Genomic DNA, 23,359 nt, shown 5'->3' on the forward strand with positions numbered 1-23,359 from the left:
GAGGTCGAAGCACTGCTCGCGGACAAGGCCTATGATGCGGATGAGCGGGTGCTTGATGTGTTGGAAGCGTGCGGGGCGATAGCGGTGATTCCACCTAAGCGCAACCGCCTGGTCCAACGCGCTTACGACAAGGAATTGTATAAAGCGCGCCATCTGATTGAAAACTTTTTCTCGAAGATCAAGCAGTTCAGAGCGATTGCCACCCGATATGACAAGTTGTCTCGCAACTTTCTCGCCGGTGTGCACTTGGCCTCAGCATGCGTCCTGCTTAATTGATGACAGGCCCTAGATCAGGTCGATAAGCATTTTTAACAGGTGGATAAACGTTTCGAACAGGTCGACAAGCGTTTTGACGAGATGCTCAAGCGTCACGATCAGCATTTCCTCTGGCTGGTGGGTTTCATCGCCAGCAGTGCCGGGCTGATCATCGCAGCCATGCGTTTCATGTGATCTGGATGCCGCGCAGCGGCATCCAGATTTGGCGTTCAGACAACGCCAACGTTTCAGCCCGGCTCGACGGTCTTCCCGGATTTCGCTCGCGCTCCATCCAGGCTACGGTTCTCCTCAATCCTCGCTGTTACCCGCCGCGAGCGGCCGCTCGAAGGTCTGGCTGTAGGTCTCGGCGTAGGGCTCCAGTGCCTGATAGACGTGATAGGGCACGACGCGCGATTCGACGCGGGCGAATTTGCTGCGCACGTAGTTGAGGTTGCGCAGGAGCTTCATTTCTATGATGGCGCGGGCGAATTCGAGCCCCTTGGGTCCCTTTTTGCGCTGCAGATAGGCGACCAGGCGGCGGATGAGGAAGGGCGGTTTCTTGGCGCCGGGCGGATGGGTCAGGCGGGCGATGAATTTCGGCATGCCGCGTGAACGGTCGCCGCCCTCGGTCAGTTCGCTGAATTCAAGGTCGGGCTTGAGCAGCTCCAGCAGTTCCTCGCCGGTTTCGGTGCGCACCAAAACCCACTGCCAGCCGAGTTCGGCGCCCATGTAGCCGACGGTGAGGTCGCACAGGCTGTTGGGATAGTCGAAGCAGGACAGACAGGCGGAGGGGAAGATGCCGTGCAGCTTGTCCATCGGGAAGTCGATGTAGTTCACCCGCTCGACCTTTCCGTTCTCGTGGCGCAGCCAGAGGCTGAAGTCCTGCATGAACTCGTGGTGGACGACCGTCTTGGGCGAGCGCGAGATCTGGGTCAGAAAGTATTCGAGATCCGGGTAGGTGACGTTGTCGCTGCAGGGGATGCCGATGACGTAGAGCCTTTCCAGCCCCAGTTCGGCCTCGATCGCGCGCAGCGAATGCACCTGGCAGCTGGTGCCGATGAAGGCCAGCCGCTTGATGCCCTGATCGCGAATCTGATCGATCAGGTTGAGGTTAGGCGAGAGACAGGGCTTGTTGCCGGCGGTGGCCAGCACCTCCTCGGGCGTGCGCGCAAGCACGGGCTCGGCCTTGAAGCGGGTGCCGGGGGCCGCTCCTGTGGTGATGACGGCCTCGACCTTGCCCTGCTCCAGCAGTCGTGCGCCGAGCGTGGTGATCATGCCGCTCCATTGCGCCTTGGGATTGGGGCGGCGCATGCGCGCGGCGTACTGGGCGCGATGGATGCCGAAGCGCAGCTCGTCGCCGGGCTGGCGGTTGCGGCCATGCAGACGCTGCTCGATCGATTGGGTCTGGTTGCGCACGAAGACGCATGCCTGGGGCATCATCTGACTGAGCGCGCTATCGCAGAGTCCGCAGTCGCTGCACAGACGCGGGCGGCCCTTGAGCCGGTCGTCGCTGCTGAGCATGGAAATGGTATCGAGTCCCTTCGATGGCCCGTCGCCGGTGGTGATTTGGAGACTGTCCGTCATTGGGGTCGCTCTCGGGTAGGATCTTGATTTCGATGGGGCGTGTTCGAATCGCTAGCGATGCTGTGGCCGCTTCTGGCGAGAAGTGGTGCAGTCTGCCCGAAATCATTCCGCCGAGTCCATCCCGATACGCGCTTGCCGTGCGTGCGTTTGCCCTGAGCAGGTCGATCGACGGTCGGTATGCAAGGCGGGGTCGTTCGATGGTTGTCCCGGTTCAGGCAATCCCTGCGAGATTCCGCCGTATCCTGTCGCGTGGCCAGAAAATGGTGTTCGAATGACGCTTTAGGCTTGACCTTCCTCGTGCAGGGGCGCTAGGGTCGCGGGCTTAGTTGAATTAGCCCCGGGTTCGATCGGCCATTGGCGGTCGGGCCTCGTAGCAACTGGCTTGCGCCCCCTGCGCCTGCGCGCTTGAGTACAACGGGCGCCCCGATCAAACCGGCCATGAGTGCCTCGTTCTAGATAACAGTCATTAGGTTCGCCGCGTATGCCCATCCCGTTTCCGTTTTCCGCCGTCGTCGCTCAGGAAGAAATGAAGCGCTCCCTGTTGATTGCGGCCATCGACCCGTCGATCGGCGGGGTTCTTGTATTTGGCGACCGGGGAACCGGTAAGTCGACGGCCATTCGCGGACTCGCCGCCCTGCTGCCCAAGATGCAAGCGGTCGATTGCACCTATAACTGCGATCCCGCAGCCAGCGACGAGGCGCTCTGCGCCGACTGCCGCGATAAGCGTGCCAATGGCATGACGCTCAAGGGGCGCAAGGTGCCGGTTCCGGTCGTGGATCTGCCGCTCGGCGCGACCGAGGACCGCGTCATCGGCGCGCTCGATCTGGAGCGCGCGCTGACCAAGGGTGAAAAGGCGTTCGAGCCCGGCCTGCTGGCCCGTGCCCATCGCGGCTTCCTCTATATCGACGAGGTCAACCTGCTCGAAGACCATCTGGTCGACTCCCTGCTCGACGTGGCCGCCTCCGGCGAGAACCTGGTCGAACGCGAGGGTCTCAGCGTGCGTCACCCGGCGCGCTTCGTGCTGGTCGGTTCCGGTAACCCGGAAGAGGGCGAGCTGCGTCCGCAGTTGCAGGACCGCTTCGGTCTCTCGGTCGAGGTCAAGACCCCGACCGATCTGCCGACTCGTATGAAGGTCGTGCGTCTGCGCGACGCGTTCGAGCGCGACCGTACCGCCTTCGTCCAGAAGTGGAAGGGCAAGGACGGCAAGGTACGTCGTCTGATCGAAAAGGGTCGCGCGCTGCTGCCCGAGGTCTCGGTGCCGGACGCCACGCTCGAAGCGGCCGGAAAGCTCTGCATCAAGCTGGGCACCGACGGTCTGCGTGGCGAGCTGACCCTGATCCGCGCCGCGCGTGCCCTGGCCGCACTGCAGGGCGACACCGAGGTCACGGTCGATCATCTGAAGGAGATCGCCACCTCGGCGTTGCGTCACCGTTTGCGTCGCGATCCGCTCGACGAATCCGGTTCGACCAGTCGCGTCGAGCGCGCGGTGCAGGAGTTGTTCGGCGAATGAGTAACCTCGGCGCGAATCCCGCCGCCGGCGAAGTCGGTGGCCCAGGCCCGCGCCAGGCCGGTCCCTCACCCTGGGACGATGCCGTCCTGGCCGCGGTTCTCATGACGGTTGATCCGGCCGGCACCGGCGGTGTCTGTCTCCGTGCGCTGCCCGGTCCGGTACGCGATCAGTGGCTCACGATCATGCGCGACCTGCAGCCCGAGGGCACGCCGATGCGGCGTATCCCGCTGCACGTCTCCGACGGGCGCCTGCTCGGCGGTCTCGACCTGGCCGCCACGCTCAACGCCGGTCGTCCGGTTGCCGAGCGCGGTCTGCTGGTCGAGGCTGACGGCGGCGTGATCGAGTTGGCGATGGCCGAGCGCATTGCATCCGGCACGGCGGCGCGTCTGAACATGGCCTTCGACTCGGGCGAGGTGGTGCTGGAGCGCGATGGCCTGGCCATGCGCACTCCGTCGCGCTTTGCCGTGGTCGCCCTGGACGAGGGTGTCGGCGAGGACGAGGGTCTGCTCAATGCGCTGCTCGACCGTCTCGCCTTCCATCTGGAACTCACCTATGTGCGTGTCCACGAGGCGATCGCCTGTGACTACGAGGTCGAGGAGATCGTCGAGGCGCGTGGACGGCTGGCGGATGTGACCATCACCGAGGAGCAGATCGAGTCCCTGTGCGGAATCGCGCTGGCGCTCGGCATCCCCTCGCTGCGGGCCTCCATCTTTGCCTGTAGCGCCGCGCGCGCCCATGCCGCGCTGGAAGGGCGCACCGAGGTGGCCGAGGAGGATCTGGCCGTCGCCGGTCGTCTGGTGCTGGCGCCGCGCGCGACCCAGTTGCCGCCGATGGAGCCCCCGGAGGAGGAGCCTCCACCGCCCGAGCCGGAGGATCAGGAAGACCAGGACCAGAATCAGTCCAACGAGCAGCAGGAACCGCAGGAGCTCGACGACAAGATTCTTGAGGCGACCAAGGCCGCCATCCCAGCCGGTCTGCTGGCTCAATTGCAGATGGGCAAACTGCGCCGCTCGCGCTCGCGTGCCACCGGCAAGGCCGGCGCGGTGCAGAATGCGCCCTCGCGCGGTCGTCCAGCCGGTGTGTTGCGCGGCGAGCCGCGTCACGGTCAGCGTATGAACGTGGTCGAGACCCTGCGTGCCGCCGCGCCCTGGCAGCGTCTGCGTCGCGAGGAGCGCGCGCGCGCCGGTCGCGACTCGACCCGCATCGAGGTGCGTCAGGACGACTTCCGCATCACCCGCTTCAAGCACAAGTCCGAGACCACGACCATCTTCGTCGTCGACGCCTCCGGCTCCTCGGCCCTGCACCGTCTGGCCGAGGCCAAGGGCGCGGTCGAGCTGTTGTTGGCCGACTGCTATGTACGTCGCGACAAGGTCGCCCTGGTCGCCTTCCGAGGCAAGGGCGCCGAGGTGTTGCTGCCGCCGACCCGCTCGCTGGTGCGCGCCAAGCGCAGCCTGGCCGGTCTACCAGGCGGCGGTGGAACGCCGCTGGCGTCGGGCATCGATCTCGGCATGGCCATCGCCGACTCGGTCCAGCGTCGCGGCGGAACGCCGGTGCTGATCGTCATGACCGACGGTCGGGCCAATGTCGCCCGCGATGGTACCGGCGGACGTGCCCGTGCCGGCGAGGAGGGGATGGCGGCGGCGCGTTTGGTGCGCTCGCTCGAAATCACCGCACTGGTGATCGATACCTCGCCCCGGCCCCAGCAGCAGGGCAAGGACCTGGCGAAGGAGATGGGCGCGGTCTATCTGCCGCTTCCGCACGCCGATGCCACCTCGTTGAACCAGGCGGTGCGCGCGACGGCGGGTTAGTCGGCAATGAGAACATCGGTCTGATCGTCGATGCGCGGGCGTTCGCGTCGATGCATCGGGTCGATGACGGGATCATGGACTCTACGGGGTTGCGGCGCATCCGATGGACGACAGACTCGACTGGGAAAAGGATGGCCGTGATTGGCCGAACCGGGAGTGCAGCCGTTTCGTTTCGGCGGGCGGTCTGCGCTGGCACGTCCAGCAAATGGGGCAGGGGCCGGTGCTGCTCATGCTGCACGGGACCGGCGCCTCGACCCATTCCTGGCGCGACTTCGCCCCCGAGCTTGCCGAGCATTTCACCCTGATCGCGCCCGACATGCCGGGGCACGGCTTCACCGACTCGCCGGCCTACGATCGCATGTCGCTGCCCGGCATGGCCGGTTTCGTCGGTGCGCTGATGCGCGAACTGGGCGTGACGCCCGATCTGGTGCTCGGTCACTCCGCCGGTGCCGCCATTCTCATTCAGGCCCGTCTGGACGGCTGGATCGCGCCGCGCGCCATCATCAGCCTGAACGGTGCGCTGTTGCCCTGGCGCGGCGTTCCTGGTCGCATCTTTTCCCCGGCGGCCAAGCTGTTCGCCCGCAACGCACTGGCCTCGCACTATTTCGCCTGGCGCGCCAAGGATCGCCGCATGATCCAGCGTCTGGTCGACAGCACCGGCTCCAAGCTGGATCCGCTCGGGGTCGATTTCTATCAGAGCCTGATCCGCTCGCCGGCGCATGTGCGCGCCTCGCTGTCGATGATGGCCAATTGGGATCTCGGGCTGATGGAGGAGGGCTTGCCCCGGCTCGAAACGCCACTCTTTCTGGTTGTCGGTGAGGAGGATTCGACCGTCTCGCCGCGCGAGGCGCGCCGGGTGCGTCGATCCTTTCAGCCCGCCGCCGAGATCGTCGCCTTGCCCGGCTTGGGGCATCTGGCGCATGAGGAGCGTCCACGCGAGGTCGCCGATACCGTGCGTCGGATCGCCGCTCAATTCGGGCTCTGAGAGGGAGATAGCCTCCAGCTCACAGCGACCAGCTTTCAGCCGACGATGCACCGAGCGTGATCGACCCTCGATGCTTGTGCGGGCGGGGTTACGTTTGGACGCCGTGACGCGAGGTCGGCGGTATGATTCCCAAAAGCTGGTAGCTGGTAGCTGGTAGCTGGTAGCTCTTGCCATTTTCGTTGACGGGTATCAGGACCTCGCATGTCTGGGCTCCTGCTATACTGTCAATCAATCTTGACAGTGATATGAGTAATAAGAACTTGACAGTTGCGGCTCAGCAAGCTCCTGGTAGCGATCAGAAAAAACCGCATGCGGTCGTCATCGGCAGCGGTATCGGCGGTTTGGCAGCGGCGATCCGTCTCGCGGCGCGTGGCTATCGGGTGACGATTCTCGAAAAACTGGACGCCCCCGGCGGGCGTGCCTACGTGCATAAGCGCGATGGCTTCAGCTTCGACGCCGGACCGACCATCATCACCGCGCCCTTCCTGCTCGAAGAGTTGTGGGCCCTGTGCGGTCGACGCTTCGAGGACGACGTCGATCTGCGTTTGATGGATCCCTTCTACCGGATCCGCTTCGACGACGGACGCGTCTTCGACTACAGCGGCGACGCCGAGAAGGTAAAGGCCCAGATCGCCCAGTATTCGCCGGCCGACGTCGAGGGCTACGATCGCTTCATGGCCATGAGCGAGAAGGTGTTCAAGGTCGGGTTCGAGGATCTGGCGCACGTGCCTTTCAGTTCCTGGACCGACATGCTCAAGATCGCGCCGCAGATGGCGTTGCTGCAGAGCTACCGCACCGTCTACGGCATGGTGTCCAAGTACATCAAGGATCCCTACATCCGCCAGGTGCTCTCCTTCCATCCGCTGCTGATCGGCGGCAATCCCTTCACCGTCACCTCCATCTATGTCCTCATCTCCTTCCTGGAGCGCAAATGGGGCGTGCATTCGGCGATGGGCGGCACCGGCGCCGTGGTCAATGGGCTGGTGAGCCTGGTCGAGGGGCAGGGGACCGAGATCCGCTACAAGAGCGAGGTCGAGCGCATCCTGGTCAACAACGGCAAGGCGACGGGCGTGCGATTGGCCTCGGGCGAGGAGATTCCGGCGCATGTCGTGATCTCCGACGTCGATCCGGCGACCACCTACGGCAAGATGATGGCGGAACAGCCGCGCAAGCGCTGGACCGACAAGAAGATCGAACGCTCCGCCTTTTCTACCGGACTCTTCGTGTGGTACTTCGGCACCAAGCGTCAGTATCCGGACGTCAAGCATCACACCATCCTGCTCGGGCCGCGCTATAAGGGTCTCATCCAGGATATCTTCAAGAACAAAAAGCTCGCCGAGGACTTCAGTCTCTATCTGTATCGTCCGACGGCGACCGATCCGAGCCTGGCGCCGGAAGGTTGCGATACCTTCTACGTTCTGGCTCCGGTTCCGCATCTGGAGAGCGGCACCGATTGGGAAGCCCAGGCGGAGCCGTACCGCGCCAGGATCGCCCGTTACCTCAGCGAGACGGTTCTTCCGGGATTGGAGGATCAGATCGCGACCTCGCTGGTAACCACGCCCCTGGACTTCAAGCATCGCTTGAACTCGCATCTGGGCGCCGGTTTCAGCTTCGAGCCCACCTTGATTCAGAGTGCCTGGTTTCGGCCGCACAACGAGAGCGAAGAGGTGGATGGTCTTTATCTGGTCGGTGCGGGGACGCATCCCGGGGCAGGCGTGCCCGGCGTCATCTCCTCCGCGCGAGTCCTCGATACGGTGGTTCCCGATGCCTCAACCTTTAATTGAGCAGAACGACATGAAGAAGAAACATGCCTCGGCGGCGGATGTCACCGCCTGCCGTGATCTGCTGCGCTGTGGATCGCGTTCCTTCTATGCCGCCTCCTTCCTCTTGCCGCAGCGCTTCCGCGATCCGGCGATGGCGCTCTACGCCTTCTGCCGCATCGCCGACGACGCCATCGACTGCGTCGGCGACGATCCGGTGTTGCAGGCCGACGCGCTCGAAATGCTCCACGATCGGCTCGACCGCATCTATGCCGGCCAGCCCATCGACGATCCGGCCGACCGTGCCCTGGCCGACGTGGTGGTCGAGTTCGCCATGCCCAAGCGTCTGCTCGAAGCGCTGCTCGAAGGCTTCGAGTGGGATGCCGAGGGTCGCCGCTACGAGACCATCTCCGGCGTCTACGATTACTCGGCACGTGTCGCCGGCACCGTCGGCGCCATGATGGCCGCCCTCATGGGCGCCCGCTCCGAAGCGCTGGTTGCGCGTGCCTGCGACCTTGGCGTCGCCATGCAGATCACCAACATCTGTCGCGACGTCGGCGAGGACGCCCGTAACGGTCGCGTCTATCTCCCGCTCGACTGGATGCGCGAGGCCGGTATCGATCCAGACGAGTGGCTCAAGGACCCGGTCTTCAACGAGGCGCTGGCCTCGGTCATCCGGCGCATGCTCGACACCGCCGACAGGCTCTACCAGCGTGCCGACGCGGGCATCGCCGGGCTGCCGATGGGGTGTCGCGCCGGTATCAACGCCGCGCGCTATCTCTATGCCGAGATCGGTCGCCAGCTTGAGCGTCAGGGGCTGGACTCCATCACCCGACGCGCGATCGTGCCGCCGCAGCGTAAGCTGCAGCTCATCGCGCCCATCCTCGGCAAGGCCGTTCTCACCCCGCGCCAGATCTTCGCGCCCGCACTGGAGGAAACCCGCTTCCTCGTCGACGCCGTCATCGCCGCGACTCCCAAGCAGGCCCCAGCCGGCGTCGGTGGACGCGTCATGTGGGTGCTCGAACTCTTCGAAACCCTCGAAGAGCGCGATCGTGCCGCTGCCTTGGAGGCGCGCTGACTCCAGCTCGCCCTGCCCCTAGCCTTAGGGCGCAGTAGCGACGCCTATTGCGCCCTAAGGCAGGCAACTCCACTCAGGCAAGGGATCTGCCAATGTGTCGCATACCGCTTAACGTATCTCATGGATGTCCCGTCGACCGTATGCGTTGCAATAGGCTGGCGCTATTGCGCCCTACGCGGCTTCCGTGATGCCGGGGCGGCACCGGCCTGAGATCCTCCACCACGGCGCGGTCGATGGCGTCACCGGCTCCTGTCATGAGCTCCAACTCGGCGATGGGCGCTCCATACTCATCGACTGCGGTCTCTTCCAAGGCGCGGAGACCTCCGCCTCCGGCGCCGGTTTCGAGCGACTGCAGTTCACCCAGCCGGTCGATCACATTCAGGCGCTGGTCGTCACCCACGTCCACATCGATCACGTCGGGCGCATCCCCTACCTTAGATAGGCGCCGTCCTGTCCGGTGACGCCGGTGCTCAATGCCTTCTTCACGCTCAGCTCCTCATGTTCTGCTGGTTGTCGAGGAACCAGGCATAGGTGTGTTTCAGTCCTTCACGCAGCCCGGTTCGGGCCTGCCAGCCCAGTGACCGGAGGCGCGAGACATCCATCAGCTTTTGGGGCGTGCCATCGGGCTTGCTGGTGTCGTAGGTCAGCTCGCCCGCGAAGCCGACGATCTCGGCAAGGGTCTCGGCCAGCTCGCGGATGCTGACATCGGTGCCGGCGCCGATATTGATGTGCGAGAGCATCGGCCGGGTGTGGGCCTGAAGGGTCTCCCGCGGCAGTCCCATGACGTGCAGACAGGCCTCGGCCATGTCGTCGACGTGGAGGAATTCGCGGCGCGGGGTGCCGGTGCCCCAGATGGTGACGCTGGGCGAGCGGGATTCCTTGGCCTCGTGGAGCTTGCGCATCAGCGCCGGAATGACGTGGCTGTGTTCCAGGTCGAAATTGTCGCCGGGACCGTAGAGGTTGGTCGGCATGACGCTACGGAAGTCGGTGCCGTACTGGCGGTTGTAGGACTCGCAGAGCTTGATGCCGGCGATCTTGGCGATGGCGTAGGGCTCGTTGGTCCGCTCCAGCGGTCCGGTCAGCAGCGCCTCCTCGGCCATAGGCTGGGGCGCCAGGCGCGGATAGATACAGGAGCTGCCGAGCAGCAGCAGACGCTTGACACCTGAGCGGTAGGCGGCCTGGATGACGTTGGCCTCCATCATCAGATTTTGATAGATGAACTCGGCCGGATAGCTGTTGTTGGCCCAGATACCGCCGACCTTGGCGGCGGCGAGGATGACCTGATCCGGGCGCTCTGTGGCGAAGACATGGTCGACCGCCGCCTGGTTGGTGAGATCCAGCTCGGCGTGGGTGCGGGTGAGCACCTCCGCGCCGTCGGTCTGCTCCAGCCGACGGTGGATGGCCGAGCCGACCATGCCGCGATGGCCGGCGAGATAGATCTTGCCGGTTGGGGGTGCGGGGGATTGTCGCGGTAAGGTGCCCATGTCAAACAGAACCCTCTTGGGGCGGGCTGATGTTTAAACGGGAATGGATGCCCATCACAGGGATGGGGCCCATCAAATTGAGGGTTCTATCAGACATGATTGTCATGGGTTCATGATATAGCCGGCTCCGGTCAATCGCACGTACATCCATGATGCATGGTTTTTTCTGGTTTTTAGAGTCGTTCCGTCCCTACATACCGGTTATATACCCCCAGCATCGGCTCGCTCGGATACACGAGCGGCAGCAGTTGCTTGCCGGTTCGGGTGATAACGCCGATCCAGTCGGGATGGGCGCCGTAGAGGACGTGGTGGTTGGGGATGCCGCCGGCGTTGATCCAGCAGGTGCCCTGTCCAGAGACGGGGGTATGGCCGAGGACGACGGGCGCGCTTGGCTTGACGCCGAGCCGTTTGCGTAGTCGATCGAGGTCGTTTGGTCCGTAGCCGCTGGGTGAGTTGGAACGGCGCAGCCGGATGTGGGTGAGTTGGTGGGCAAGCTTTGGATGCTGGCGAATGTCGCGCAGCATATCCCAGGTGATCTTTGAGGTGGGCGGTCCGGCGTGGCAGGCGAGGTATCCGGCGGAGGCGGCGACGTAGGGCAGCAGGTCGTAGAAGTCTTGCATGGCCTCCTTGTACTTGAGCCCGCGCCGGTCGTGGAGCGCCTGTTCCCATAGCAGTCCCTGGGGGATGCCGCCCTTACTGATGTCATCGGAGAAGCTGTCGTGATTGCCTCTCAGATAGAAGACCCGCTCCGGAAAGCGCAGCTTGAGCCGGAAGATGAGGTCCATCATCAGCATTGAGCTGTCCATGTCGCCCTCTTCGCCGGGCGTGTCCGGTTGTACCGCGTCGCCGAGCAGGATGAGCAATCCGCTGCCGTCCAGCAGCGCCTCCAAGAAGCCGTTCTGGGTTAGCACCACCAGCAGGTTGTCGATGCGCGCATGGAGGTCGCCGACGAAGATGGGTCGTGGCCGGTCGGGCAGGGCGAGCAGACCGCCGGGCTGGCCATGATCGTCCATAACCCGGTAGGGTTCCGCCTTCATGACTGCGTTGACCCGCTGGATCAGGTCGAGTGCCTCGGAACGCGAGGGCGGCTCGATCGGTCCGTCCAGGATTGCGCGTAGCTTGGCGAGCTTGCTCAGGCGCCATGAGGCCATGCGTTCGACCTGATCCGGCACGATGATGGGGGCGACGCAGGCGTCGGCGGTCGACGATTTGTTCTTGAGCGCCAGTCCCTTTGGCGAGAGTTTGAGTCGCAGATGCTGGTCCGCGACGACCTTGGGGTAGCGCAGCAGGAGGCGCTGCAGCCGGTTTTGGCGTCCGAGGAGTAGCGAGTCGCCCTGTATGAGACGCAGGAATCCGCTGATGTCGGAGAAATAGGTGGTCGGGTCGAAGAGCAGATAGTCGTCACGGTGGACGAGTCGGCCGTCCTCCTCGAAGCGCAGCTCGGGATAGAGATTGAGCCGGTAGCCTTCCTCGCCGCCGAGTTGGATCTGCAGCGGCAGGGCGGGAGACGGAATCCGCACCTTTTCCCCGGTGATCTTGAGCGCGCTGTCCAGGTCGATATCCTCGCAGGCATCCATGCCCTGAACCACGTCGCGAAAGCGTTTGAGGAAGCTTTTACGGGAGATGCGGTTCGGTTGTGCCATGGTCGTCGATCCGTAGCGGCGGATCATCCGCCCGTTCTCGAAGATGCACGATCATACCCCCTCGGTGGAAGTGAAGCGCGACCTGGGCATAGAGGCGGACCTGGGCCGCGATCTGTTCCGGATCGATGAGGCGGTCGATGGGGTGTGTGCCGAGACGGGCACGCTCGGTGCGGTCGGCGACGATGGCCTGCGGCGGCGGCAGCAGGAACTCGAAAACGAAGCGGTGGCGCCATTCGGCGGAGAAGAAATGCCGTTTGGGCGGCGGTAGCAGAATACGGTTTTCGTCGAGTTGGAGTGCGCGCCACTGTTCCATCCAGGTGACATCGAAGAGCGAGAGCGCCTTGCGCTGTCCGACGAATGGGAGTCCGAGGTGAAGCTCGCGCGGGCGTAGGGCGAGCGATCTGGCCCGCCACCAGCCGTTCAGCGTGAGATCGATGTAGCCCTCTTCGGGCCAGCCGCCGAGCTGCCCGATCAGTGTCGATTTGCCCGATCCCGGAGGACCCGTCACCAGGATCTGGCCGAAATGCTCCTCGCTGGCCAAAGCCACCCCACGGGTCCACCAGAGGTCCGCGATGGAGACCAGTGGCAGGTAGGGATAGGAGTCGGTCAGCGTGGGCATTGAAACAGCGTCCAGCCGCCAGCTTTCAGCCTCCAGCGGCAGTGATGCAGCCGTGTATTCGCGTGCCCAAGTTTTGCTTGGGCATACGGTCGGCGAAGCTCTGTTTCGGGAGCGCTCTGAAACAGTGTCCAGCCGCCAGCTTTCAGCCACCAGAGGTCGTGATGCATCCGTGTATTCTCGGTCTGATATGGCCGCTGGCGGCTGGAAATACTCACCCAAAGATCGCCTTGAACAGATAGAAGAAGATTGCGGCCAGTATGGCTCCAGCGGGCAGCGTGATGATCCAGGACATGACGATGTTGCCGATGACGCGCAGGTCGAGTGCGGCGATGCCGCGCGAGAGACCGACCCCCATAACGGCGCCGACGGCGATGTGGGTGGTGGATACGGGCAGTCCGGTCTTGGAGGCGAGCACCACGACGGAGGCGGCGGCGAGCGTCGCGGAGAATCCGCGCGAGGGGGTCAGCTCGGTGATCTTGGTGCCGATGGTTTGCATGACCCGGTAGCCCATGGTTGCGAGTCCGATGACGATACCGATGCCGCCGAGGGTGAGAACCCATAGCGGAAGTCGTGAATGGCTGGCGACCTCGCCGCCATTCTGGATCGCGGAGACGACGGCGGCCATGGGGCCGATGCCGTTGGCGACATCGTTGGAGCCATGCGCGAAGGCCATGGCGCAGGCGGTGAAGATCATCATGGGGGTGAAGACCTTCTCGACGCTGGCAAAGTGGAAGTTGCGGTCGGCTGCGGGGTCCATCTGCACCCGGTCGATCAGGAATTTACCGATGGCCGCCGTCAGCAATCCGATGGCGGTGGCGATGCCGAAGCTCTCCAGGGTCGAGAAGTGCAGATCCAGGTGTTTCAGTCCCTTGAAGAGCGAGACCAGACTGACGATCCAGCCGACCAGGAAGACGTAGACCGGACCCCAGCGCTTGGCTTGGCGGAAGGGATGCTCGGCGTTGAGGATGAGATAGCGGATGCTGAGCATCAGAAGCAGGGCGATGAGACCCCCGAGCACGGGCGAGATCACCCAGCTTGCCACGATCTGTCCGATCGTGCCCCAGTGGACCGAGTCGATGCCGATCCCCGCGACCGCGAAGCCGACGATGGCACCGACGATGGAGTGCGTGGTGGACACCGGCCAGCCGCGTGTGGAGGCGATCATGAGCCAGATGGCGGCGGCCAGGAGTGCGGCCAGCATGCCGTAGATCAGCAGCTCTGGATGGCCTGCCAGGCTGTCGGCGTCGATGATGCCGCTGCGGATGGTGGAGGTGACGTTGCCGCCCGCGATGAAGGCGCCGGCGAATTCGAAGATGGCGGCGATGAGGATCGCTTGACGTATGCTGATGGCGCCCGAACCGACGGAGGTCCCCATGGCGTTGGCGACGTCGTTGGCGCCGATGCCCCAGGTCATGTAGAGGCCGAACAGAATGGCGAGGATGAGGAAGACAGATCCCCATTCGTTAATGATGTCCACGGTATCTCCAGAAAACGGCTGAATCGGACGGAATGTGATGAAAATCGGGGGCGGCTGAGCAGGTCTAGCGCGCGGCCATGAATGTGAGCGTGTGGGAATGTTCTGCCATGGTCCGCTCGGACGGACCTGGTCTGGCGGGGGATATTTTGTCAAATAACGGTCACCGGATGGTCATCTTTTTTGCAGGAGGTGGGTCGTGAATCGAGTGGCGAGCCGTTTGCGCATCGGCGAGAAGATCGGAATCGGTTTCGGCGTGGTGTTGATCGTCTTTCTCGGTATCGTCTGGCACGACCAATCGGTGCTGCGTTCCTCGCTCGCGGACTACCGCTATCTGACCGAGGTGGTCGGCGCGCGCCAGACCCATGCCTTCGCCATCGAGAGCCGTCTCGCTCGTATGCGTGGCGCGGCCGATCGCTTTCTCATGAACCCAGATCCGCGCCTGCCCGATGCGGTGCGCGCCGAGGCGGACGCCATGACGGCGGCGATTGACGGGCTGGCTCGGGTCGATTCGGTCGATCGGCGCACGGTCGATCGGCTCGGGTCGCTGACCCAGGAATTCCTCAACCGTTTCTCGGCTATCGAGACCGCCTGGCGGCGCAAGGGACTCGACGAGAATGCGGGCTTGCAGGGGGCCTTTCGCGCGAGCGCCCATGAGCTTGAGGAGCGCGTCGCCCGTGAGCTTCCCGCGTTGCAGACCCAGGTGTTGCAGCTGCGTCGGCGCGAGAAGGACTATCTGCTGCGCGGGGGCGAGGGCTATGTGCAAATGGTGGAGGGCATCCTCGCCGTGCTGACCCTTTCGATCGACGCGTCGCCGCTAGGATCCGAGGAGCGTGCGCATCTGTCGGCACTGGTTCGGGACTATGGCCGCAACTTCAGCGCGTTGGTCGAGCAGGATCGGCTGATCGGCGAGTTGACCGAGGCGATGAACCAAGCCGCCGAGCGCGTCACGCCTCTGGTCGAGGACACGCTGGCCGAGGCCAATGCGCTGATGGAACGCAGCTCGGCCGAACTGGCGAAGACCTCGGTCGAGCGCGCCCGTCTCGCGCTCTCGATCGCGATCGCCGCGACCCTCTTCGGGGTGATCTTCGCGATGCTGCTGACCTACCGGATCGTGCGGCCCGTGCGCCTCATGGTCGAGCTGCTCGATCGTCTGACCCACGAGAATCCGAGCGAGCGAGTTGCGGTTCCGGCCGATCCGCGCGACGAGATCATGGCCATGGCGATCTCGGTGAACACCCTGGCGGATCACAAGTCGACTTTCGATCGCTGGTGGCGCGATGCGATGCGCGAGGCCATCGCGCTGCGCGATGCCCAGGTAGCGGGCTCGGAGGTCGAGCGCGACGAGGCCGCGAAGGAGTTGCGCGAGGCGCTCGCCGGCAAGGTCGAAACGTTGAGGGTGCTACAGGGTCAGTTGTCGCGTGAATGCGCGCGCATGCTGGAGGCGTCAGCCCGACTGGAGGGACGGCATGCCGGACATGACCAGGACATCCAGGCGTTGCGGCGTGCTGCCGAGACCCTGCGTGAATTGCTGGAGGTGCTGGATGTGGCCTGATCGCGTTCCTGGTGGATCGGGCTTGAGCTGCAGACCTGGCGGTTCGGGGTCGGTGTTTCCGGGTTGCGCTGTGCTTCATCCGGGCTGAGTCTCAATCTTGACCGTTCGATGACGCTTCCTGGGCGGGCTCGCGGGTTCGATCGAAGTGCTCCGGTTCGTGTCCCTTTGCGACATGATCGCGAGCCCAGGACAGGAAACCGTCGGCTTGAAGCGGTTTGCTGATCAGATGGCCCTGGACCATGTCGCAGCCCTGCTCACGCACGCTGCGCCATTGTTCCATGCGTTCGACGCCCTTGGCGACGGTCTGGATTCCGAGCTGGCGCGACAGCGCGATGGCGGCGGCGGTGAGGTTGGCGCTGTCTCGGTCGGTGGCAATCTCGCTGATGAGACTGCGGTCGATCTTGAGCGTATCGGCCGCGAAGCGGTGTAGATGCGCCAGCGAGGACGCGCCGGTGCCGAAGTCGTCGACTGTGAGCCGCACGCCTAGCCGGTGCAGCCGATCCACGGCCTCCTCGCCTTGCTCGGCATGGAGCATGGTCTGTTCGCTGATCTCGATCTCCAGCGCGTCCGGGGGCAGTTGTGTGGCCTGGAGGATATCCTCCAGGGTGGGCAGCAGGCTGGGTTGCGCCAGCTGTAGGGCGGATAGGTTCACCGCCAGACGCAGGTCGCTTAAGCCGTCGGCGCGCCACTCGGTCAGCCGGTCGCAGGATTCGCTGAAGATCCATTTGGTCAGGCGGGTGATGAGGCCCATGTCCTCCAGGAGTGGGATGAAATCGCTCGGTTGGATGAGTTCCTGCGGATTGCGCCAGCGCAGCAGTGTCTCGACGGCGATGAGGTCGCCGGTGGCGGCATCCAGCTGCGGCTGGTAATGGAGCTCGAACTCGCACCGCGCGATCGCCTTGTGCAGCATCTGCTCTAGACTCAGTTGCTTCTCGATGGAGGCACCTTGCTTGGGGTCGAAGAGACGGTAGGCGTTCTTGCCCTGGCGCTTGGCCTGATACATGGCATCGTCGGCGTTGCGCAGCAGGTCCTCTGGTGAGAGGGCGCCCTCGGGGTAGAGTGTGATGCCGATGCTGGCCGAGAGTGTCAGATCGTGATCCTGGACCCGGTAGGGCAATTCCAAGGCCGCGAGCAGTTTGGTGGCGAGCGCCTCGACGTCTTCGGGACCCTTCACCCTCTCGGCGATGACGGTGAACTCGTCGCCGCCGAGACGCGCGACCGTGTCGCTGGAGCGGACCGTTTCTCGCAGGCGGCGCGCGGCCAGCTTGAGCACCTCGTCGCCGAGTCCGTGCCCGAGCGAGTCGTTGACCGATTTGAACTCATCCAGGTCCAGAAACAGGAGCCCCAGTCGCGTGCCGTTGCGATCAGCCGCTTGGGTCGCGTGGCGCAGTCGGTCCTGGAAGAGATGACGGTTGGGCAGCCCGGTGAGGGTGTCGTAGTTGGCGAGATGACGCATGCGGCGCTGGCTGACCTTGAGTTCCTGCGCCATGGTGTTGAGCGCCAGCGCCAGATGACCGACCTCGTCGTCCGAGCGCACCGGTAGAGCAATGTCGAGATTGCCGAGGGCGATGCCCTCGGCGGCCGCGATCATTTCCGAGATGGGTTCGCTCGCCAAGCGGGCCAGGCGCCAGATCAGCAGGCTGGTGACGAGCGCCACCAGCAGCGAGGCCAGTCCGGCGCCCAGCATCAGTGAGCGCGCGTAGGCGGTCCAAAGCCGGGTGACCTCCTGGTCTAGCATGGTCAGGGAGGTCTGAAGTGCCACGTCCGAGATTCGTACCGCTGCGTAGCCCGCGATCCGGTCGCCATTGCCGATGGTGAAATAGAGCTCGCTGCCGTCGGGTTGCGATGTGAGGATGGGCTGTTGCGGCAAGAGTTCGCTGGGGATGGCGACGATCTGACCGTATCTTGGGTTGCGTCTGGAGCCGTCGGTCAGGATGCGGCGCTCGCTGTCGGCGACGACGAAGGATTGAATCGGCAGCCAGCCCCGGATTTGTTCGATCTCGCGATTGATCCCGGAGATGTTCAGCGAGAACAAGGGCGGAAAGAGACGCTCGCCGAGATACCCCGCGCTGTTGAGCAGGACGTTCTTCTCGTTCAGGGTTTGGGTTTCTTCGAAGGCGCTCTGGATGCGTGGCCGCAGGTCGCTCAGCATGCGGTAGGCGAGCCAGCTGGTCAGCGCGAGCATCACGACCAGGAGACCAGCGATCAGGAGAGTGAAGCTGAGTGCGAGACGGCTTCTGATGGTACGCAACATGGCTCAGTAGTCGTGTGCCGCGAGTGTGTGGCGCCACTGCTCGATTTGGGCGCGGTCGGTGTCGGTCAGCGGCTCGATGCGCGTGATGTGGGACGCCTTGGCGAGCGCCGCGCGCCCAGTCTCGGTGTCGGGCATCTTGACCAGTATCCGGGTCGTCGCGTCCCGGTCCTCGGGCGGGAGTCCTTCGCGATAGGAGGCGATGTATCGCAGAATGGGCGGCGTGGTGTGGAAGATGCGCAGATCCTTGCGGATGGCCTCCGGCGTGCTTTTCCAGTCTCCGTCGTTGAATGCGCCGGCCTCGGCCTTGCCGCGCCCTACCCAGTAGGCTTGGTTGAGTTCGGATCCGGCGAAGACATAGCTCGACGTCTGTTGCGGGATTGGATCGGTCCGCGCCGGTACGAGCGCGACGCCAGCGTTCTCAAGCGTGATCGAGGGGATGAAGAAGGCCGAGGTCGAGCGCTTGGACTCGAAGACGATGCGCTTGCCGCGCAGATCCGCGAGCGTCCGAATCGGGCTATCCTTGCGGGTGAAGAACAGGGTGCGGTATTGACGCTGGCCCTTGCGCCAGGCTAGGAGCGCGGGATGGATGCGGTTGGTCTGACGCTCCAGGATCAGGGTCGAGACGAGGCTCTCCAGCAGGAGGTCGACCTCGCCGCGCTCGATTCGCTGGCGCATGTCGGCGAGTTGGGCGGCGACGACGAGTTTTCCGACCGGGATGCCCTGGGCTTCCAGGCGCTCGGTCAGATATCTATGGAAGGGTTGGTATTGCTCCAATGTCAGGTCCGGGTAGCCTGGGCGTTCGCTGACCACGCCCATGTGGAAACCCGGGTCGGGCGGGGCGGCCCTGGCGGGCGAGGTCAGGCAGAGAGCCATGATGAGACCGACGCACGTTGCGAACGGGGTTGGAGTCGCGCCTTTTCGGGTGGCTCTGTGCATTGGCGTCCCTGATGGATGTCTGGCGAGGCCAGGTCTCGACGGCATCAATCGTCCCGGTGGAGATCGCCGATTCTCGCCCGGCGATGCGTGGTGCTTGCTGGGGACGGGATGTCGGTGATCGATAAGGCTGGTATCGACAACTGAGGAGGTGTCCGAAGATGAGGTCTTTTTGCTACGCGCTGATCGTTGCCCTGCTTCCCTTGGCGCCGGCTGTTTCGGCCGAAGCGGAATGGTATGTCGGCTATACGTTCGTGTACAGCGGATCGGGAAATAGCTGTGCATTCATGCGTTTTCGCAGCGATTCCTACAGTTTGGGCGAGGCCGACGCGGTCTATCGGCTGTTCGCTGACCGTCTCGCCGACCAGGTCGGGACCGATGCGACCTTCGCCGATGTCCCGCCGTCCGAGGCGCTCGCCGAGGGCAAGACGGGCGAAGGGATGGCCGCCGAGTTTCTGTCCCAGGGCGTTGGGGCCTGCGAGGTCGCGGGCGATCCGGTCTCCGGTCTCATCTTCATCAGCAGCTTCGGCTGCGACTATCAGAACGAGGCCCAGATGTGCATTCGTTCCTATCTCGACGCGGGCGCTCGCGATCTGACGGCGCAAGGCATCGGCAGCGGTCCGGCCGGGCTGGGCGGCGACTTCGTGAATCGCCAGGTTTGGGATGCCTCGTCGGATTTGGTGTATGCCGGACAGGCTCAGGTGCCCCATGTGGTGGACGCGGCTCTGACCCATGCGGCGTCCACGATCTCGCTCGTCACGGATTAGGCGAGATCCAGACAAGGATCTTCCCTTAGATCCTGCGATCGGCACATTCGTTTGCGGAAACCGCCTGAGGTTTGGATTCGAACGCTCGGTGCGTCATCGGAGGTATTCCGCGTCCAGTGGGGGCCTGAGACGGCGCGTCCCTTCAACGTCCATTCAGGGCAGCGCGCGGACCGCATTCAATCGCTCGTAATAGCGGGCCTTCAGGGTCTCGGGTAGGTCGGAGTCCTTCGCGCCCGGACAGCCACCGGCGTCGCGCAGTTCGGCGAGGAAGTCACGTTCGAGACGTTTTTGTGTGGCGCGGTAGCTGCGCTCGGGGAAGAGGTCGTCCTCGACCCCGAGCACGGTGATGCCGAGCTTGCCGACCATTTCCTTGTTGAGGTTGTCGATCTGGCGGCCCGATTGGTCGCCGCGACAGCGGGCGTTGTAGAGGTCGAGCTCGGCTGCGGCGGTGACGGCGGAGACCAGCAGTTCCTGGGTCTCATCGTCGAGCGTGGGTGCCGAGGCGCTCGGGAGCGCCAAACTCGCGAGCAAGATCAGCACGGCCGGTCGCATTCGTCTCGGTGCCGTCGATTGGGAGTCGAAAAGGATCCGCATGTCGCTGTTCTCAACCTCGATCGTCGTGTCGTCGCTGCGTTTGAGGATGTTCAACCTGCTCCATCCTTCGCCTGTGTCGTTCATCCTCGGATCAGCTTCGACCATAGACTGGAATGGCCGCGCCCGTGACGGCGCGCGATGCGTCCGATACCAGGAAGAGGATGACATCGGCCAGGGCCTCCAGCGAGACCCATCTGTCGTGATCCTGATCCGGCATGGCGGCGCGATTCTGTGGGGTGTCGAGTGTTCCGGGCAGGACGCAGTTCACCGTGATTCCATCGTGCTTGAGTTCGTCCGCGAGGCTTTCGGTGAGTGTGATGACGGCCGCCTTCGAGGCGCAGTAGGGGGCCATGCCGGCGACGCCCCGGGTCGCGGCTCGCGCCGAGACGTTGACGATGCGTCCATTCCCCGACGCCAGTAGCGTCGGAATCAGTGCTCGCGCGGTATTGAACACCGTGCGCAGGTTCAGGTCCATCATGAAATCCCAGTCGGCGTCGCTCGTGCTCTGGATGCGCGGACCCATGGCGAATCCGCCCTGGGCGTTGATCAGCGCATGGATGGAGCCGAAACGCTTCACGGCTCCCTGGACCATTGCGGCAACCTCTTGCGGGTTCAGCAGATCGGCGACGAAGGTCGCCACCTCGGACTGCGCGGGCAGCTGCTGGCGGGTTGTGGCGAGCGTCGTCGGATCGCGTCCGACCAGGGCGAGCCGGGCTCCGCGCTCGGAGAGGGCGCGCGCGAGCACCTGTCCCAGGTTCCCGGTCGCGCCAGTGATGATAAGGGTCTTGCCGTGCAGATCGGTCATGACGCTGGCCTCCTCGGCGAAGCGGTGTCGGTCGGGCGTGTCGCCATGGTCTCATGGCCGGCCCCTTCGGATCATGCGCGCCTGGCCTAGGAACGTCGACCGCTTGCGGGGGACCCAGTTCATGCGGCTCGGCTTGCTTGTCTGTATGATTCAATGTTTGAGCGATTGGTTCGAGGCCGTCGATCGCGTGAACGACGAGGCGGCGCGGTCGTCTCGGGGTACCGGCGCGCGCCGGATGTGTTGAGTGCCATGGAGGATGGGGTGAGGGCATGATCGAAATCCTGTTTCTGCTCCTCCCGGTGGCGGCGGCCTCGGGTTGGTGGGTGGCGCGGCGCGAGCGCGGCGGCAAGCGCGACGGCGGTGTTCCGTCCCATCCCGATTTTCTGCGCGGACTCAATTATCTCCTCGAGGAGCAGCCGGATAAGGCGATCGACACCTTCATCAAGCTGGCCGAGGTCGACGGCGAAACGGTCGAGACCCATCTGGCGCTCGGCAGCCTGTTCCGGCGCCGGGGCGAGGTCGACCGGGCGATTCGCATCCATCAGAACCTGATCGCGCGCAAGCATCTCGGTCCCGATCTACGTGGGTACGCCCTCTACGAGCTGGGGCAGGACTATATGCGCGCGGGGCTGCTCGATCGTGCCGAGGGGCTCTTCGAAGAACTGGTCGAGATCGGCTTGCACCGCCTGAGCGCGCTCAACGCATTGCGCGAGATCTACCAGCAGGAGCGCGATTGGCTGCGCTGTTTGCGGGTGGCCGAGCGGTTGCAATCGCTCACCGACCAACCGATGACCGCCGAGATGGCCCACTACCATTGCGAGCTGGCGGAGGATGCCCACCGCAAGCAGGATTTCGATGGTGCGCGCCGTTGCCTGACCGAGGCGCAGATGGTGGATCCCAACTGCATTCGTGCCGCCATGCTCGAGGGCATGATGGCCCTAGAGGAGGGCGACTCCGATCAGGCCGTGGTCATCTTCCTGCGCGTCGCCAAGCGCGGTGCGGCCTATGTTCCCGAGATCCTGCCGTCCCTGATCGAGGCGGCCGAGCGTTCGCGTCGCTTCGACACGCGAGGACTGCTGGAGGACCTGGCCAAGCGTTATCCGAGCCCGCCCTTGCTGTTGAGCCTCGGTGACGTGGTGCTGCAGGAGTCCGGCGCGGAGGCGGCCCTGGATCTTCTGACGCTCTATCTGTCGCGCTTTGCGGATCTGGCCGTCCTTGAGCGGCTGCTGGATCTGGAGACCCGACTGGATCTGGGCATCACGCCCGGGCGCCACCGAATCGCCATCGCGCTGGATGTGGTGCGTCAGTTGCTGTCCGGTCAGCCCGCCTATCAGTGCGAGCAGTGCGGCTTCCAGGCCCGCGCCCTGCATTGGCAGTGTCCAAGCTGCAAATGCTGGGGGCGGGTGGTGCCGCTACAGCCAGAACCCATCGTCCGCGAGACGGACCGGACCGAGGCGAGCTCCGCCTGATCGAGTGTCCGTCTGCAGCCTTCAAGACCCATGCCGAGTGAATCCATGTCCCCGACCCAATCCCCCCGTATCGTCGTCGCTCTCGATTACGCCGCTGAAGCCCCTGCCTTGGAACTCGCCGATCGGCTCGATCCCGCCCGCTGCAGGCTCAAGGTCGGCAAGGAGCTCTTTACCCGTCTCGGGCCGGCCTTCGTCGAGAGGCTCCAGGGGCGCGGATTCGAGATCTTCCTCGATCTCAAGTTCCACGACATTCCCAATACGGTGGCGGCGGCCTGCGCGGCGGCGGCGGATCTGGGGGTCTGGATGGTCAATGTCCACACCTCCGGTGGTCTGCGCATGATGGAGGCCGCGCGCGAGCGGTTGAGCCAGTCGTCTCGCCCGCCGCTGCTGATCGGCGTGACCGTGCTGACCAGCATGGACGCCTCGGATCTGGCGGCGATCGGCTGTCCTGGGGATCCGTGTGAGCGGGTGCTGGCCCTCGCGCGGCTCGCGCGGGAGGCGGGGCTCGATGGTATCGTGTGTTCCCCGTTGGAGTCCGCGCCCGTGCGTGCGGCTCTCGGTTGCGACTTTCTGCTGGTGACGCCTGGCGTGAGACCCGTCGGCGCATCGGTCGGCGACCAAAGGCGCATCATGACCCCGGCCGAGGCACTCGCGGCCGGATCGGACTATCTGGTGATCGGGCGACCCATCACCCAGGCGCCCGATCCGCTGGCCGCGCTGCTTGAGATCGAGCACTCGCTGGCGCCTGATGCGATCATCTGACCTGAACGAAAGGAGAAGTA

At 64.4% G+C, this 23,359-nt stretch carries 21 protein-coding genes; 12 read left to right on the top strand and 9 right to left on the bottom strand.

The features are described 5' to 3' along the window. Nucleotides 1-276, top strand: a 276-nt coding sequence (locus THIDRDRAFT_RS20215; protein ID WP_007042772.1) for an IS5/IS1182 family transposase, incomplete at its 5' end; no start/stop codon positions are given. A gap of 39 nt (nt 277-315) precedes the next feature. Continuing rightward, nucleotides 316-450, top strand: coding sequence for a hypothetical protein (locus THIDRDRAFT_RS27150; protein WP_007042773.1), 135 nt, complete (start codon nt 316-318; stop codon nt 448-450). A 114-nt stretch (nt 451-564) separates the two neighbouring features. On the opposite strand, the gene THIDRDRAFT_RS20220 is transcribed toward THIDRDRAFT_RS27150, so the two are convergent. Next, on the bottom strand, nt 565-1,839 hold the full coding sequence (locus tag THIDRDRAFT_RS20220) for a Coenzyme F420 hydrogenase/dehydrogenase, beta subunit C-terminal domain (protein ID WP_007042774.1): 1,275 nt from the start codon (nt 1,837-1,839) through the stop codon (nt 565-567). A 481-nt stretch (nt 1,840-2,320) separates the two neighbouring features. Between THIDRDRAFT_RS20220 and bchI the strand changes: the two genes are divergently transcribed. From bchI to THIDRDRAFT_RS20250, 6 genes are all read left to right on the top strand, one after another. Continuing rightward, nucleotides 2,321-3,349 (top strand): magnesium chelatase ATPase subunit I, encoded by a 1,029-nt coding sequence (gene bchI / locus THIDRDRAFT_RS20225; protein WP_007042775.1) that lies wholly within the window; start codon nt 2,321-2,323, stop codon nt 3,347-3,349. After that, a complete protein-coding gene (locus tag THIDRDRAFT_RS20230; RefSeq protein ID WP_007042776.1) occupies nt 3,346-5,157 on the top strand; it encodes a magnesium chelatase subunit D in 1,812 nt (603 codons plus the stop codon). Before bchI ends, THIDRDRAFT_RS20230 begins: the two co-directional genes overlap by 4 nt. Before the next feature lie 103 nt (nt 5,158-5,260). Beyond that, on the top strand, nt 5,261-6,142 hold the full coding sequence (bchO, locus tag THIDRDRAFT_RS20235) for an alpha/beta fold hydrolase BchO (RefSeq protein WP_007042777.1): 882 nt from the start codon (nt 5,261-5,263) through the stop codon (nt 6,140-6,142). 245 nt (nt 6,143-6,387) lie between these two features. Continuing rightward, complete coding sequence (locus THIDRDRAFT_RS20240) at nt 6,388-7,926, top strand: phytoene desaturase (RefSeq protein WP_007042778.1); 1,539 nt, start codon at nt 6,388-6,390, stop codon at nt 7,924-7,926. 10 nt (nt 7,927-7,936) lie between these two features. Beyond that, a complete protein-coding gene (locus THIDRDRAFT_RS20245) occupies nt 7,937-8,980 on the top strand; it encodes a phytoene/squalene synthase family protein (protein WP_007042779.1) in 1,044 nt (347 codons plus the stop codon). Between the two features lie 187 nt (nt 8,981-9,167). Further along, nucleotides 9,168-9,422, top strand: a complete 255-nt coding sequence (locus tag THIDRDRAFT_RS20250; RefSeq protein ID WP_007042780.1) for an MBL fold metallo-hydrolase — start codon at nt 9,168-9,170, stop codon at nt 9,420-9,422. A 46-nt stretch (nt 9,423-9,468) separates the two neighbouring features. Here the strand turns inward: THIDRDRAFT_RS20250 and fcl are convergent, their stop codons facing one another. The 4 genes from fcl to THIDRDRAFT_RS20270 all read right to left on the bottom strand — a co-directional run bounded on the left by fcl (nt 9,469) and on the right by THIDRDRAFT_RS20270 (nt 14,203). Then, on the bottom strand, nt 9,469-10,464 hold the full coding sequence (gene fcl, locus THIDRDRAFT_RS20255; protein WP_007042781.1) for a GDP-L-fucose synthase: 996 nt from the start codon (nt 10,462-10,464) through the stop codon (nt 9,469-9,471). A gap of 173 nt (nt 10,465-10,637) precedes the next feature. Then, complete coding sequence (locus THIDRDRAFT_RS20260) at nt 10,638-12,107, bottom strand: metallophosphoesterase (protein WP_040845609.1); 1,470 nt, start codon at nt 12,105-12,107, stop codon at nt 10,638-10,640. After that, a complete protein-coding gene (locus tag THIDRDRAFT_RS20265; protein WP_007042783.1) occupies nt 12,079-12,726 on the bottom strand; it encodes an ATP-binding cassette domain-containing protein in 648 nt (215 codons plus the stop codon). Before THIDRDRAFT_RS20265 ends, THIDRDRAFT_RS20260 begins: the two co-directional genes overlap by 29 nt. Before the next feature lie 211 nt (nt 12,727-12,937). Next, nucleotides 12,938-14,203 carry an inorganic phosphate transporter gene (locus tag THIDRDRAFT_RS20270; RefSeq protein WP_007042784.1) on the bottom strand — a complete coding sequence of 422 codons (1,266 nt, stop codon included), beginning with the start codon at nt 14,201-14,203 and terminating at the stop codon, nt 12,938-12,940. Nucleotides 14,204-14,399: 196 nt separating this feature from the next. Here THIDRDRAFT_RS20270 and THIDRDRAFT_RS20275 point away from each other — a divergent pair, with 196 nt between their 5' ends. Next, entirely contained in the window at nt 14,400-15,755 is a 1,356-nt protein-coding gene (locus tag THIDRDRAFT_RS20275) for a HAMP domain-containing protein (RefSeq protein WP_007042785.1), read from the top strand. A gap of 91 nt (nt 15,756-15,846) precedes the next feature. On the opposite strand, the gene THIDRDRAFT_RS24130 is transcribed toward THIDRDRAFT_RS20275, so the two are convergent. Continuing rightward, on the bottom strand, nt 15,847-18,009 hold the full coding sequence (locus THIDRDRAFT_RS24130) for an EAL domain-containing protein (RefSeq protein ID WP_007042786.1): 2,163 nt from the start codon (nt 18,007-18,009) through the stop codon (nt 15,847-15,849). 3 nt (nt 18,010-18,012) lie between these two features. Further along, nucleotides 18,013-18,882 carry a phosphate/phosphite/phosphonate ABC transporter substrate-binding protein gene (locus tag THIDRDRAFT_RS20285; RefSeq protein WP_159105437.1) on the bottom strand — a complete coding sequence of 290 codons (870 nt, stop codon included), beginning with the start codon at nt 18,880-18,882 and terminating at the stop codon, nt 18,013-18,015. 221 nt (nt 18,883-19,103) lie between these two features. On the opposite strand from THIDRDRAFT_RS20285, the gene THIDRDRAFT_RS20290 reads away from it, so the two are divergent. After that, on the top strand, nt 19,104-19,709 hold the full coding sequence (locus THIDRDRAFT_RS20290) for a hypothetical protein (protein ID WP_007042788.1): 606 nt from the start codon (nt 19,104-19,106) through the stop codon (nt 19,707-19,709). A gap of 153 nt (nt 19,710-19,862) precedes the next feature. Here the strand turns inward: THIDRDRAFT_RS20290 and THIDRDRAFT_RS20295 are convergent, their stop codons facing one another. Continuing rightward, nucleotides 19,863-20,357, bottom strand: a complete 495-nt coding sequence (locus THIDRDRAFT_RS20295) for a hypothetical protein (RefSeq protein ID WP_007042789.1) — start codon at nt 20,355-20,357, stop codon at nt 19,863-19,865. A gap of 37 nt (nt 20,358-20,394) precedes the next feature. Continuing rightward, nucleotides 20,395-21,108: an SDR family oxidoreductase gene (locus THIDRDRAFT_RS20300; RefSeq protein ID WP_007042790.1), complete on the bottom strand. Its 714-nt coding sequence runs from the start codon at nt 21,106-21,108 to the stop codon at nt 20,395-20,397. A gap of 269 nt (nt 21,109-21,377) precedes the next feature. Here THIDRDRAFT_RS20300 and lapB point away from each other — a divergent pair, with 269 nt between their 5' ends. Continuing rightward, the gene (gene lapB / locus THIDRDRAFT_RS20305; RefSeq protein ID WP_007042791.1) at nt 21,378-22,577 is read left to right on the top strand and encodes a lipopolysaccharide assembly protein LapB; all 1,200 of its coding nucleotides are present in this window, start codon (nt 21,378-21,380) and stop codon (nt 22,575-22,577) included. Nucleotides 22,578-22,622: 45 nt separating this feature from the next. After that, nucleotides 22,623-23,339, top strand: coding sequence for an orotidine-5'-phosphate decarboxylase (pyrF, locus tag THIDRDRAFT_RS20310; protein ID WP_007042792.1), 717 nt, complete (start codon nt 22,623-22,625; stop codon nt 23,337-23,339). Nucleotides 23,340-23,359 lie beyond the last annotated feature (20 nt).

Source organism: Thiorhodococcus drewsii AZ1 (assembly GCF_000224065.1).
GTDB classification, from domain to species: domain Bacteria; phylum Pseudomonadota; class Gammaproteobacteria; order Chromatiales; family Chromatiaceae; genus Imhoffiella; species Imhoffiella drewsii.